The organism is Methylomonas sp. 2F7 (assembly GCF_057126975.1).
The window spans coordinates 4838410-4852844 of the sequence record NZ_CP195203.1 but is presented as its reverse complement, the minus strand read 5'-3'; the positions used below and the strand labels follow the sequence as shown (position 1 = coordinate 4852844).

7 protein-coding genes are annotated in these 14435 nt (G+C 54.6%); 6 read left to right on the top strand and 1 reads right to left on the bottom strand.

Annotated elements, in window-relative coordinates; translation table 11 throughout:
• Window positions 1-915, bottom strand: coding sequence for a glycine--tRNA ligase subunit alpha (glyQ, locus tag ACR64Q_RS21860; RefSeq protein ID WP_020483801.1), 915 nt, complete (start codon window positions 913-915; stop codon window positions 1-3).
• Window positions 916-1238: 323 nt separating this feature from the next.
• On the opposite strand from glyQ, the gene ACR64Q_RS21855 reads away from it, so the two are divergent.
• The 6 genes from ACR64Q_RS21855 (at window position 1239) to ACR64Q_RS21830 (ending at window position 14379) form a co-directional block, all read left to right on the top strand.
• Entirely contained in the window at window positions 1239-3407 is a 2169-nt protein-coding gene (locus ACR64Q_RS21855) for a zeta toxin family protein (RefSeq protein ID WP_313733137.1), read from the top strand.
• Window positions 3408-3521: 114 nt separating this feature from the next.
• A complete protein-coding gene (locus ACR64Q_RS21850; protein ID WP_313733136.1) occupies window positions 3522-5294 on the top strand; it encodes a DUF1175 family protein in 1773 nt (590 codons plus the stop codon).
• A complete protein-coding gene (locus ACR64Q_RS21845) occupies window positions 5264-6952 on the top strand; it encodes a hypothetical protein (RefSeq protein ID WP_313733135.1) in 1689 nt (562 codons plus the stop codon). The genes ACR64Q_RS21850 and ACR64Q_RS21845 overlap by 31 nt, the downstream gene beginning before the upstream one ends.
• Window positions 6949-7743 carry a hypothetical protein gene (locus ACR64Q_RS21840; protein ID WP_313733134.1) on the top strand — a complete coding sequence of 265 codons (795 nt, stop codon included), beginning with the start codon at window positions 6949-6951 and terminating at the stop codon, window positions 7741-7743. Before ACR64Q_RS21845 ends, ACR64Q_RS21840 begins: the two co-directional genes overlap by 4 nt.
• A gap of 396 nt (window positions 7744-8139) precedes the next feature.
• Window positions 8140-12951: an MG2 domain-containing protein gene (locus ACR64Q_RS21835; protein ID WP_313733133.1), complete on the top strand. Its 4812-nt coding sequence runs from the start codon at window positions 8140-8142 to the stop codon at window positions 12949-12951.
• A 255-nt stretch (window positions 12952-13206) separates the two neighbouring features.
• The gene (locus ACR64Q_RS21830; RefSeq protein ID WP_313733132.1) at window positions 13207-14379 is read left to right on the top strand and encodes a hypothetical protein; all 1173 of its coding nucleotides are present in this window, start codon (window positions 13207-13209) and stop codon (window positions 14377-14379) included.
• Window positions 14380-14435 lie beyond the last annotated feature (56 nt).

The following is a 14435-nucleotide window of genomic DNA, read 5'->3' as shown; positions in this document are numbered from 1 at the left end:
TTACGCTCCCTGTCTGGCGAGAATCGGAAAGCCTAGCGCTTCCCGGCGGTTGTAATAGGCTTCTGCGACCGATTTGGCCATGTTGCGTACCCGTAGGATGTAACGTTGACGCTCGGTGACCGAGATGGCGTGGCGGGCGTCGAGGAGGTTAAAGGAATGCGAAGCTTTTAACACCATTTCGTAAGCCGGCAGCGGCAGGTTTTTCTCCAGCAACATCAGACATTCGCGTTCGTAGGTATCAAAGCATTGGAATAGGAATTCGACATTGGCGTGATCGAAGTTGAACTCGGACATTTCCACTTCGTTTTGATGGAACACATCTCCATAGGTGACCACGCCTTGAGGACCACGGGTCCAAACCAAATCGTAGACGCTTTCCACACCTTGCAGATACATCGCGATCCGCTCCAGGCCATAGGTAATCTCTCCACTTACCGGCCGGCATTCCAGGCCGCCGACTTGTTGGAAATAGGTGAACTGTGTCACTTCCATGCCGTTAAGCCACACTTCCCAACCCAGCCCCCAGGCGCCGAGAGTTGGCGATTCCCAATTGTCTTCCACAAAACGAATGTCGTGTTCCAACAAATCCAGACCCAAATGCCGTAAAGACCCCAAATACAATTCCTGGATATTGTCCGGCGACGGCTTCATGATCACCTGAAACTGGTAATAATGCTGCAAGCGGTTGGGGTTTTCGCCGTAACGGCCATCGGTCGGACGGCGCGAAGGTTGCACGTAAGCGCTGTTCCATGGCTCCGGACCGATGGCGCGCAAGAAAGTGGCGGGGTGGAAAGTGCCGGCGCCGACTTCCTGATCCAAAGGCTGCAATAACACACAACCCTGATTCGACCAGTATTCCTGCAAGGTCAGAATCAGGCCCTGAAAAGTAGAGACATCGTTTTTGCTATTCGACACGTCGGGAGCCACTTGATAGATAAAAAATGAGTTTATTGTACCTGAAAAGCGCTCGCCAGACAGGCGTCAAGGGGCTTTAAAGAATCCTGCCCAAGCCCGCTAACATCGCTACAGGCAAGCAGAATCATCTGTGCATCGATGTGCCGAATCCCCACTAGCGTCGTCATACACCGGATCGCCATAACGCAACGCAACGGACTTACTCAGCTGCCAACAATAGTGGTTCTGCGTTGAAAGACATTCAGTCAATATTCCTTCTCCGCCAATAACCAGTTAAGATCAGCTCCCATAAAATAATAACTATAAAAATAAGAGGGTGGATCATGCAAAACCCCTGCCGGCACATTCCCGGTTACCGACCGCTAAAACGCCTGCGTACCGCGTTAGCTATTGCTCAAGGTGCCGGTTTATTGTCGACCTTGCTGCAAGAGCTCGAAATCACTGTCTCGCACGACCAGACCAAGCGCGTCACTTACATGACCGGCTTATACTCACGCATTCATCGCGAGATGTTCAGCGACTGGAAGGAGCAGCCCACAGTCACGCACCGGCCCGGCACGATGCCGGATGCGGACAAGAGAAAGCAATTCCGTGTGGCTATCGAGCGATTGGTGCTGGACGGCGACAGCAATGCCGATACTGCGATTTTCGATAACAACGGCTTTGTCATCCACAGTGAGGACATCGCCGAACGACTGGCCAGCTTTTACCATTCTCTGCGGGTGATTCGGCCTTTTGGCTACGGCAATCGCATGACACTGGATTTTTTCATCTCCACGCTCGGCAACTTGCCGGCCTTCAAAGCTGTATATGAGCAAGGCATCGATTTTCGCCGCCTAACCGCCGATGACGCTTTGGTGCTGCACGATCACGGCAGCCAACACCGGGCGCTGAGCCGCGCCTTTGCCCACGCCCTAGATCCGCGACGGATTAATAGTCTGCACAACCAAGCCAACCGCTACGGTAAATGGCCGGAGAACAAACGCTTTTTGCTGGGAATTCCATTTTTGTCGCACATCACCGCCGACAGCGTCGAATGTTTGGTGACGGTGACCGGTGGTCTGGTGCCGCTGAGCAGTATTACCGCCGAGCAATTGATTGCCGGCCAGCATTTTGCCGACAATCCTTTGAGCGTGTCCGAGCACATCATCGGCTATCTGCCGGGTACTGAAGATTTGCGCGCCCCGAGCAAACTTGAGATCGACGCAATCCCGATTCGTGAAGACGGCGTTGCGCCCTTGTTCTGCTTGGATGTCAACATGCTCACCGGCCTGCGTTCCCCCAGCCAAGCCGAATTGATGGATTTATTGAAGCAATGCGCAGGCGAGCAAGCCAATCTATTTTTATTGGCGGACAACGAAGCCCTAAAACAAAAAATGCTGGTCGCCGCCCGTAACGAAGTGCGCTTGCGGCGCACCGTGGAAATTGCCTACGAGCGTTTAGCCAAGATCACCCGCATTTTGATCGCGGCCAGGGACGCGATTTTTGCCGGTAAAACTCCGGTGGACCAACCGCATTTTCTGATGAGCATGGGCGGCGCCGGCGTCGGCAAAACCGCGGTCGAAGAAATCGCCACCGCGCTGTGCGGTGACAATTTCGTCATCGCCTCCTTGGACGAATTTAGAAAACTCAGCGATTTGTACCGGCTGCTGACGGCGGCTAATCACCACAGCGACGACTACGTGTACGTCGAGCCTTTTGCGAACCGACTGCGCGACTTGGTGGCGCAGCATGCCCGCGAGCTGCGCATCAATATTTTGTACGACGGCACCGGCATTCCCTACTCTCCGCGCTATTCCACCGCCATCAAACACTTCCAGGCCGCCGGCTTTCGCACCCAGATTGCCGCCGTCGATGCGTTTCTGGTCAAGCCGGTGGGCCGTGAACAAGAGCTCTCGCGCTCCGGTGTCATCGGCAGTGTCAAATCGCGGTTCGAAGCGACCGGTCGCGCCTTGCCATGGGTAGTGACCATCGATAAGCATATCCGCTCCCCTCAAGAATTTCTCAATGCCTTGGAGGATGTCGCGGTGGCGAAAATCTCGCTGTTCGCCAATGACGGCGAGCGCGATCGGCATTATTTGGTAGCAGAAAGTTTTTTGTGCAGCGATGCAGAGTTAGAGCAATTGCAACAGCAGCAACTGGCCGGCGATTTGGTCGAGCACCTAGTGAAATTGATAAGCCAGCATCCGGACTCGGTATTGAAAAGCCTGGCCGGCAATTGCGAAACCCGCTTGACCGCGTTGATCGCTCGCAACCCGGATTTAAGCGAAGACAATGTCGGCTATTTAATCTACAAAGGCAGCGAGGGCAATCGGGTGTTGCTGATTTATCATCTGCGGCGTTTGATTGATTTTGTGGAAAAACGCCAGCTCAACCCTAACGCCTCCGGCGAAGACGGCTTGTTGCATAAACCGGCGGCGCTGGCGTTTCATATCGACCCGCAAGCCAAAGACGCCTCGATCACTCGCTTGCAGGGTAGCGTGGAGACGTAAAACCTTGGTTCTTTATAAATGGGCATTTCATAAACCGTGCAGCAGATTTGCTGTTAGCCGATTTGCTTGCTACATTTCCAGCACTCATAAAATCCCCGCCCCATGGAGGCTTTGATGCGGACACCCCATTTCTTCGATACCCGCTGGCTGGGCGGTATCGCCGCTTTGTTGCTGGTTTTATCGACGCAAAGCCTCGCAGCGCCTAGCGACGACCCCGACATTCTAGCCAGGCGCGGCCAACAACGTCCTGTGCCAACCGAAGCCGCCTCAGCACCCACACTGACATTGAGCAAACCAGCCGGCGGTTGGACCAGCGGTTTGCAAATCAGCGTGGCCGGCACCTGTTCCGACCCGACTGCCGATCCGATTGTGGTCAACATCAACGGTGTGCGCTACTACGTCCGCAACGCCAACGGTAGCTTTTCCCGCGCGTTTCCCGCCGCGAAGGGCAAAAACACCGTGATCGCCGAATGCGCCAATAGCGCTGGCGTCGCCAAGGCGTCCACCACAGTTGATGCAGTGATTGCATCAATTGGCTTAAAAGTGGTACTCACCAGCGATAGCGACGGCGTTTATACCGATTTGCACATTTACGAGCCGGATAACAGCCACGTGTATTGGGCCGACACCAATTCCAACAGCGGCGGTATCTTCTTCTTAAACCAAAACGGCGACAACTTCGATCAACCCGGCTACGGGCCTTATTTGTACGTACATCCGGCCCCACCCATCGGCGTATTCCGCATCGATACCAATTATTGGCCGGGCGGCGCGGTGCAGCATACCTTGGCTAATCTGGATATTATTTTGGATGAAGGTTTGCCCACGGAAAGCCGGCGGCGAGTACAAAAACCCTTGGCCCGGCCCGGCGAAACAAAAACCCTGGCGTATGTGGTTATCCAAGGCAATCGCCAGCCGGCGAAAATCTATGTGCCGGGGCAGGATACCGAGCGAGATATGCCGCAAGAGGTAAAGGAATTCATCAAACACGAACCCAAGAGGGAAGGCGAAGCAGAGGACAGCGCGGAAGAATTGGGTTACCTGGAGCCGTCCGCATCGGGAAATAACGCAACTCCCTCTGCTGCTGCAGAAGGGCTTGCCGCACAAGCTAAAATAGAACCCTCTCCCCCCGGTAGAGGGCAGGGTGAGGGTTTGCAAATAAAAGCCTTACCTCATTTGATCTCCCTCACCCCAACCCTCTCCCAAGGGGAGAGGGGGCTGTCACAGCAGCCTAAAGAGGGTGGTGGTGTGGCGCATGTAAACGGGCAAACCTACCTGCTACCGCAAGACGCGGAAGCTTTGCGCCAAGTCGTCACCGACGTAGCCTTACTGCAAGCCCGTAAACTCAGCCCGCTCTGGGAGCCCAAACAACGCGACTGCGCCGGCTTGGTACGTTTTGCCTACCGCACCGCTTTAGAACCGCGCGACGCCGCCCGCACCGCCAAACTCGGCGTACCAGCCAAACTGATGTTGCCGCCCCTATCCGAACAGGCCCGCAAAGTCGTCCCCGCCTACCCGCAAATTTGGCAAACCGGCTTAAACAACGGTCAAGCGCGCTACGGCCATTTTGCCGACGCAGAAACCTTGATCGGCTACAACTTTCGCTTGAAATCCCGCGACCTGGCGGCAGCAAAAAGCGGCGATTTGCTGGTGTATCAAAAACCCTTGATTAACGACGAACCCTACCACCTGATGCTGTTCGCCGCCGGCCATCCGGAAAATCTGGCGGTGTACCATAACGGCGCGCAGGGCGTTGATGCCCAAGTGCGCGTGGTCAGCGTCGCCGAGTTATTGCAATCGCCCGACCCGGTGTGGATTCCCCGCCCGGAAAATCCTTATTTCCTTGGAGTGTACGAATGGAACCGCTTAGCCCCGCAAAACGCCTGACTGTGATTGCCTCGGCGGCGGTGCTGACCGCAACCGCCGGTGTCGTTGCTTATCAGGATTATTCCCGGCAACCCTTGAGCCGCTTGATGCGCGCCGGTTTGCCCTTGCTGGATTTGACCGTCAAACTGCGCGACTCTGCGAATAACGATTTGGACGCCAGCACCTCGCTAGTCGGCAGTAACGATGTAGTGCCGGCTGGCGACGACCATTGTCCGGCCTTGACTGGCGGCGATGTTGGCTCGGGCACCACAATGGACGTGACCGTGAAGCGCCCGGCCGATTGCCCTAAACAGGCGACCTGGTATGTGAAAAAACATCCGGTGGCCTTTACCTTGAATTTCAATGAGGGAGAAGGGTTTTTAAACTGGTGGGATGCGCAGCCGCAAGTGCAAAGCTTGCTCGGCAATCGTTTCGTACAAGGGCTGTTTTTCGGTTTGTTACAAAGCCTGAAAGTCAAAGCCGAGCAACTCAATCTGGAACGCCTGCAAGGCGAGTTTCTGACGCAACTGCTGCGCGACGCTGTCACCGCCAATGCCGAGCTGCATTACGACATGGCCCATGCCAACCAGGGTTGGGTCATCAGCTATTCACGTAGCGACAGCCAGTTTGCCGATCAAGCCATGCCGGCATTGGCCGGGGTGTTGGCGACCAGTGGCTACCGTCTCAACAAACTGCCGGAACCGATCCTGGAAACCCGCATCGGTTTGCAAAAGCTGTTTTTCACCCAATTCCGCGAGCGGATCTATCTGGCGCAAAGTCTGGAAGCCCTACTGAATGTGATCGACAGCATTCCCCCGCAAAGCCGCCGCAGCGCTGCGCCCTTGAGTTTAACGCTGCGATCCGAAGCCTTTATCGATAATTTACTGCCGGTGCTGACCGGCGCGCCGACCTATCCGCTGCAATGGGATTTTGCCTTAACAGACGGCCAACTGGGGACGCTGAATCTGCCGGCGGCGGCTTGGCAAAGCCAATTACACGGACAATTGTTTGAAGGCGTTTTAGCCAGCATTCCGCATGATGCCTTTGCCGGCGTGGCCGCCAGCCTGGCCTTATCGCCGGACTTAACCACTGCCGACTGGCAGGCATTGGCGGCCAACGGCCCGTCGACCAACTCCCCCGGTGCCGAGCCGGCCGGTGTGGGTTTGGTTTGGGATTTCACCGCCGATAGCCCGACCGGCGCGGTCGGCATCATCGTCGCCAATCCCCAGCAGCCACAAGCCAGCGCCGCGTATGCGCAATATTTAAAAGACCCTGACTTGGGCGCGGAATGCGCCGGCGGCAGTTTGTTCCTAGCCGCCAGCTCGGAGAGCTTGCTGACCCGGATGAAAGACGCCTGCAACAAACAGTCTTTGAGCCCACTGGATTGGCAACGCGGCGTTGAAAAACAGCGCTGGCAATCAGCGCAACTGACTGCTTTCGTCAATCCCGGTGCGGCGGTGCGCGAACTGTTTTTGGCTGGTGGCGCGGGTAATGCTCAGGAAGCCAATGAATTTGCCCCGCGCTGGCAGCAAGACTATGAAGCCGCCAAGGCGGCGATGCGGCGGGAGGGGGATAAGTTGTTTTACGGCTTGCCGATTTTGAGTTATGCGGGAAGGGTTGAGGGGGATTCTGGTGCGCGTTTGGAAGGTAAGTTGATAGGTCAGGAAGGTGGGAAATGATTATTTTGACTTTGCTGTTTGGGTTGTTGTTATTGAAAGTGTCGCTAAACGCGACGGTTTATTTAATGTCGGTGCTCGGACCGACAGCCGAGATACTTTCTTTTGCATCGCCAAAAGAAAGTATCCAAAGAAAAGGCGACCCGGATGCCGCTTATTCCCTGCGCTCCTCGCTTTTGGTGGGGGTTGCCGAAAGGGGCTTCCTGCCCCTTCGGCAACGCGATGCATCCGTGCATCGCCCCTGCGGGCTATTCCCACCAAAAGCTCCGGTGCTCGGCGCGGCATACGGGATTCCCACTGTCTCAATCGCAACAGTCACCTATCTAGTGTTATTGGTATTTCTGGTTTGGTCGAATGTTGGTTCTGCCTGTAAATCACTGTACTACCCGCCTACATTTCCATTAGAGAAGTTGAAGGCGTATGACCAAGTCTACGTGATAAATGTTGATACAGTTAACTATAGCAAGCCCCTTAGTGATAGTTGGTATGCGCCAAATTTTGACTTCGAAGGTCGAATCGTTGAGGTTTTGAAGGGAGCGGGAAAGCCTGGAGATGTCGTTCAGGGGGCAACAGACTCAACTGAGCAGGCTAACGCAAGATGCCCCGTATTCCTAGAAGCAGGAATAACCTACCTGCTATTCCTGCTAGGTGATCGCTCACCTTACGTACTACCCCGTTTTGGCTCTCTGTATACCCCATCGTCGGATTCCTATGATTCATCCACAGCTGCGCTGTTTCGTCACTATGTCACTGAAATTCGTCGTGCTCAAAAAAGGCGGCATAAAAAACAGTAATGACACTAACAAACATTGGGGTCGAAAATGCCTAAGCACAATTTAATAGCAATAACCAGTATCAGTGTTGCGATTCGGAAAGTTGGAGTAGGTTTTCTCCCGTATGCCGCGCCGAGCACCGGAGCTTTTGGCGAGAATTGCCCGCTAGGGGAGCGGCAGGGATGCCGCTCGTTTTCGGAGGAGCTGGGAAGCCCCTTCCGAAAACCCTCGGCAAAAGCTTTGGCGCGCAGGAAACAAGCGGCGTTCGGGTCGCCTTTTCTTTGGATACTTTCTTTTGGCGACGCAAAAGAAAGTATCTCGGCTGTCGGTCCGAGAACCGACGTTAAAACACCCGTCGCAGTAGCGACACCAAATCTATTTGCTGTGATTGCTAGCTATCTACTTCTGCTAACTACATTGCTGAGTCCAACATCTGCCTGGGCCGGCAGCCCATTTTATTTAACCGCCGAACGCAGTTTCACCAACACCGAAGCCCCCAACATCCGCCTGGATTACACGCTAACCGACCAGCCCATGCTGATCCGGGTGCTAAAATCCAATAACCTGGAAAGCTTTCTGGATGGTCAATTCAACGTCAGCCGCAGTTACGAGCAGCCGGTCAGCGAGCTGAATCCCGGCCACTATTTCGCTAAGGGTCTGAACAATGCGCAATCGCCGTTAAAGTTGTTGCGCGGCATGCTGGATGTCGAGTTTCGTAAGTCTTTGAAAGAAACCAATTTCAGCGGCTCGGTGCTGACCGTGACCGAAAAACCGCTGGTGTCGGTGCCGCAGCAGGTTTTAGTCGCGCCGCCGAAAGGGTTTACGTTGGTGAAAGAGAGCTATCTGGATTTGCTGCGCAACGGTCAGCAAACTCACGATCTGGGTTGGTGGTTTAACGAAGGCACTTGGAGCGAGCATCGTTATAAAGTTCGTCAAGTCGCGCTCGACCCGCTGCCGGACGGCATTTATTTGTTGCAAGCGGTGCAGGGCAAGAACGAAGCGCAGTGTCTGATTCAGGTCAGCAGTCTCGCGGTGCAGGTCAAGCAATCCAGCGAGCAACTGTTGGTGCGGGCCATGAACCGCGATTTACAGCCGGTGACCGGCGCCAAAGTCAGCTACCGCGATGGGCGTGGCCGATGGCAAACCTTGCCGGCTATCACTGATGCCGCCGGCGAACTGAGCTTTAACAACCCGGATGGGGTGTTGGACGGTAAATTGTTGGTGCGAGTGGATGCGCCGGCCGCCAAGCCTGGCGAAACGGCGCGCACCGCTCTGACTGCGACCGATTTTCTGCCGACGCAAGCCAAGGACGACGCGGTATTTGTGATGACCGACCGGCCGATCTTCAAGCCCGGTGAGACCTTTTATTACAAAGGCATCGTCCGCAATCTGCAGGACGGCCAGTTGCGGATTCCGGCTTTTCAATCCAAACAAACCGATGTGTCGCTCATCCGTGCCGATGGCAACGCCACTGGCTTGCAAGGTCAAACCCAGCTTACCGATTTCGGCTCGTTCTCCGGCAGTTTCGATCTCGATCCCAGCCAGACGCCAGGCCTATATCGCTTGCTGGCCGAGATAGACCACAAGGCCTACGGTGGCGAGTTTAGAGTACGCGATTACATTAAACCCACGTTTTACCTGGAATGGCTGGACCGCAGCCCGGTGGTCCAGGCCGGCCAGCCGTTTAAGTTAAAATTCCGCGCCAAACGCTACAGTGGCGGCGTGCCGCAAAACGTTAAATTCGAAGTATTTCTATATCGGAAAAAGTTCGAAGCCCCGCAATTTGTCACCGAAGCCGGCGCGGGTCTAGCCGCCGGCAACGATTATTTCGGTCAGGTCAAATCCGCCGCGCCATTGACCCAACCGCAACGGTTGTATAGCTCTATCGAAGAACGTCAGGCAGTCGATGCCAGCAATCCTTGGGAAACCGCCGCCAAGCTGGATGAAAGCGGCGACGGCAGTTTCGAGTTTACCGTGCCGGCCGCCGACCAGGAAAAGCCGGATCAGGAATGGATTTATTCTTTAATGGTGCGCGCCCAGGACGCGGTCGGTGGTAATGCGATTTTGACCGACAGCATCTACGCCACCTTATCTGAAGCGCAGCCGGCTGTGCGCTTTAACAAAACGGTGGCGGCGGTCGGCGATCAGGATTTGCAATTGCTGTTGCAATCCAGCTATGCCGATGGCAAGCCAGCCACCAAAGCCGGCGGCGTGGTCGATGTGATGCTGGAGCAACCCGGCAGCGACAAACGCAGCCTGGTGAAACTGGACTTTGCGACCGACGAGCGCGGTCAGCAAAAACTGACTATTCCGGCCTTGAAAGAATTTGGCCGGCTCACCGCCGTGGCTCGCTTGGAAAGTCTGGATGGCCGTAACTTGAACCATCCGGCCAGCTCCCAACCCAGCACCTTAATCGTCGCCGGCAGCGGCGGCGAAGCGGTAGCCGACAATCCGGAATTGGAACTGTACACGCCCACCACCATCCTCAGCCCCGGCGAGCAAGCCAAGGTGTTTGCCTTGTTGCCCAAGGCCTGGGGCAATAGTGAGAGCGGCGCGATTTGGGAAACCGTGGCCGGCGCGCGTTTGTTCGATAGCCGCAGCACACAAGCTCAAGGCCGCAGCCGCTGGTTTGAAGTGACCGCCAAACCTGAATATGGCACCGGCTTTTACCACACCGTGACCGTGCCGGTAGCCGGCGGCAAATACAAGGAACAAACCCTGGGCTTTAGAATCGTGCCTTGGGAAAAGCGCTTGCAGATTGCCATCGAGCCGGAAAAAGCCGAAACCGAGCCGCTGAAACCCACCCATATCAAGCTACAAGTCAAACGCGCCGACGGCAGCCCGGCAGCAAACACTGAAATCGCAGTGTCCATCGTTGACCGCTCCGTCTACGCGGTGCAAGCGGAATTCCGTCCTGGCATCTTCGACTTTTTCTATCCGCTGCAGCGCAGTAATCTGGCGACTTTCTATTCCGACGATCTGCAAGGCTACGGCTACGCGGACTTGCTGCGTAAACCCAATTTCTCGCTCAGCGCCTTGAAGAGCCAAAGCAAGTTGGCGAAAAAAGCCATGCGCGATACCGCCGGCTGGTTTCCGCATGTGGTTACCGACGCCAAAGGTAACACCACTATCGACGTAGACATGCCGGCTAATATCACCGAATGGCTGGTCACGGCCGTCGCCAGCGACAAAGATGGCCGCATCGGCGAAACCACCGGCCAGTTCCGCAGTGTCACCGATGTGGCGGTGGACATGGTCGGCCCGCAATTCTTGCGGCAAGGCGACGAAGTGGACGTGGCGGTGAAACTGACCAATCACTTGGCCCAGCCGGTAAAACTGGCCGGCAGCATCAGCTTACCGGACAGCTTGCCTTTGCAAAGCGGCGAAACAGAACCGCAAGCTGAACTGGGAGCCAAAGCCGAGCAATTGTGGCCGTTACGTTTAAGCGCCAACGACCGGCAAGGTGCGCCGGCATTGAAGGTGGCGTTGACTGCCCCGGCTGGTGTGCGAGTCGGTGGTGCCGAGGAATTTGAGATTCCGTTAAAAGCCGCCGCGCTGCCGCAGGTTTACAGCAGTAGTCAGCAGGACAATCTGCTACGTATCGATTTGCCTGCGCAAGCTCAGCCTCGGCAAGTAACGGTACGGGTCAATTCCGGCCTGCTCGGGGCCGCACTACAAGCGGCGTCCATGCTGGTGCAATACCCTTACGGCTGCACCGAGCAGCTGGCACACAGCACCGTGCCGAATCTGGTATTAATGGATTTAATCGAGCGCGCCGGCCTGAAACCCGAGCAATTGGGTCCGCTGGAAAACACCTTAAAACGCGCCAAGCAGAACGCGGTGCTGGGTATTCGGAAATTGATTCAAAACCAAAAATCGGACGGCGGCTTTGCCTTGTGGCCCAGCGATAGCGAAGCCACGCTGCCGGTGACCTTGATTGCCCTGCAGGCCTTGAAATACGCCAACGACTTGCAAGTAGAAGGTGTGAATAACGCCTATTTCAAAGGCATGGATTGGCTGAACAATCACGCCGAGGGCGCTACGGTGGCGGATGGTTTTGTGTTGAGCGGCTTCGCGACGGTTGGTTATGCCTACAACGCGCCGTGGCAACAGCAGGCCGATTTTGTCGAAAAACTGCTTGCCAATGTCCATGCCGACGCGGGTGATTTGGTCGCTGCGTTGCGTATCGTCAAGGCTTACGAAAGTCAAAACTGGCACAGCTTTAATCAGCAGTTCAAAGACCGGCCACAGCTGAAAAACGATTTGATAAAGCGCCTGCAACTGGCACTGGACGCGCTTGATCCAGCGAACTATCAGCAACAGCGCGGCGAGTTTTATAACAGCTTGGGCTTTGGGTTTGGTATGCCCAGCCTGATTTCGGCAGGTTTGGGCGCGTTAAACGATGCGCAGGCCTTGCCGCCGGCATTGGAAGCCAAACTGAAACGCTGGCTGTTGCAAACCCAGCAAAACGGCTACTGGCAATCGACCTACGATACCGCGCAGGTGATCTTCAACAGCCGCGAATTGCTCAGCAAAGAAGCGGCGGCAGCGGCCAAGCAGAGCGCCCGCAGCATTTCGGTTAGCAGCAAAGACGGCTTTGCGCTGGGCACATTGCAACGCATACCCGGCGGCTATCTGGGCAACTTCAACCGCTTTGGCGACAGTCCCGACCTGAGTGAGCTTCATCTCGCTGAGTTGAATGCCGACGAAATTGCCAGCGCCACAGTCGCTGTTGAAGTGCCGTATCAAGCCGTCGCCGCTCGTGCCGCCGGTCTGGAGGTGCAACGCAACTTCCGCCGCATCACCGCCAAGGGCAGCGAGTTGATCGACATGAGCCAGGCCTTGAAATCCGGCGATGTGGTGGTCAGCGAAGTGCGCGTCAAACGTAGCGCCGATGCCGGTCGGCCAGCGCCTGGTAGCGAGTATGTGGTCATCGAAGACGGTATTCCCAGCTCGGCGGAAGGCCAGGAAAACGATGAAACCTATCTGGCCGACGCCAAAATCCAACCCAAAGACGACAGCTACTGGGCCAACATCAAGGAAACTCAACGCTACCCGGACCGCATTGTCCGCGTCGCCAAGCTCCAAGTCGGTGGCGAATTGACCTTGTATCAAGTCTGGCGCGTCGCCAGAGCCGGCAGCGCCGCGATTCCGCCGGCCAGCGGCTTTGATATGTATAACGAAGCGGTGCAGGGGAATAGTTTGGCGGGGCGGGTGAATGTTAGGTAGGGGGGATGCCGTGAGGCGATCCGCCTTACGGGTTAAAATTAGCTGTGAATAAATTCTTTAAACAAAAGCGCAGGAATAAGGCCCATATGAACACGGAAATTGTGAAAGAAACTTTGAGTCAATTGGCTAGCGTTCTCCAGGAGCTTGGCAATGCAGTAATTAAAGTTTCGACGGATGATAGAACATTTATGGATATGTACGGATTAGCCGCCCCCAGCATTAGATCGTCACGATTTAGCTGAAATTGCTTTTAGTATGGCGACCACCATTAAGCAGATTAGCGAAGATACTGAGTTGTTATCCAGACTCGAGGAGTTTCCATCGGCCTTAAAAACTCAGGTTGAATCCCTTCATCGGAACGCAGTGCCGAATCTATTCAACGGTAATTGGGCTCAGTCTGTTCCTTCTTATATCAATACTTTATTGGGAATCAATGAGCGAATAGTTCCTTATTTAGCAGTGTCGTGGTCGAAACTCGACGATCCTACTTTTATGCCAAAAAATTTGGCTAAGCGCGTTCGAGGCTATACCGCAGCGCTAAATCAGATTGCCCCTGATATTGATAAACTCGCTGAAACTATTCGCGAGATTCAGGATGCACATGAGGCTGCTGTTTCTTTACCCGCTGACATGGATATTTTGCGGGAATCACGTGACCAGTTAGCGCAAATCCAGAAACAATCTTTGGAGAGATCTACAAGTATCAGTGTTTTGCTAAAACAGGCAGAATCCGACCGAGAAACTGCAAAAAATCATGTAATCGAGGCCGAGAGACTGATTACGCAAATTCGCGAACTGCATAGGGTAGGAACCTCTACAACTTTATCTGGAGCATTCCAAGTACGTGCAGATGCACTCTCCCGTACTGTATGGTGGTGGTTAGGAATTTTAATGCTGGCACTTTTTGCAGGCGCTTATATTGGGAATTCTAGAATCGCCGAAATTGCGTTAGCAATGAGAGCCTTAGAAATAAACTGGCAGGCGGTCTGGGTAAATGTTGTTTTAACCGTTCTGAGTGTGTCTGCTCCAGTTTGGCTAGGATGGATTGCTACAAAACAAATTATTCAAAGGTTTAGACTTTCTGAAGACTATGCATATAAAGCTTCAATCTCGAATGCATATGAGGGCTACCGGCGGGAAGCAGTGAACTTAGATCCAAGTTTTCAAGCAAGATTATTTGGGTCTGCATTATCCCGTTTAGACGAACTTCCAGGTCGCTTGGTCGAGTCCACCACTCATGGCAGTCCTTTGCATGAATTTGCATCTTCTGATCTTGCTCGGCAGGCGCTTTCGATGTTTCCCGGATTTATTGACAAAATCAGTGATACGGCAAAAGAAATTATTGCAAAGTCGCCAGCTACACAGAGCCCAGTAAAGAAAAAGGCTGATGCCATTGTTACTGACTCCAACTCAATCCAGGATGATTAAAAATCCGCAATGAGCAACTCAACCCGATAAGCCGCACTCAAAGGGTGCAATAGGCA

Coding starts and splice junctions, on each gene's coding strand:
- ACR64Q_RS21840 (WP_313733134.1), top strand. CDS start 6,949: ATGATTATTTTGACTTTGCTGTTTGGGTTGTTGTTATTGAAAGTGTCG.
- ACR64Q_RS21855 (WP_313733137.1), top strand. CDS start 1,239: ATGCAAAACCCCTGCCGGCACATTCCCGGTTACCGACCGCTAAAACGC.
- ACR64Q_RS21850 (WP_313733136.1), top strand. CDS start 3,522: ATGCGGACACCCCATTTCTTCGATACCCGCTGGCTGGGCGGTATCGCC.
- ACR64Q_RS21845 (WP_313733135.1), top strand. CDS start 5,264: ATGGAACCGCTTAGCCCCGCAAAACGCCTGACTGTGATTGCCTCGGCG.
- ACR64Q_RS21830 (WP_313733132.1), top strand. CDS start 13,207: ATGGCGACCACCATTAAGCAGATTAGCGAAGATACTGAGTTGTTATCC.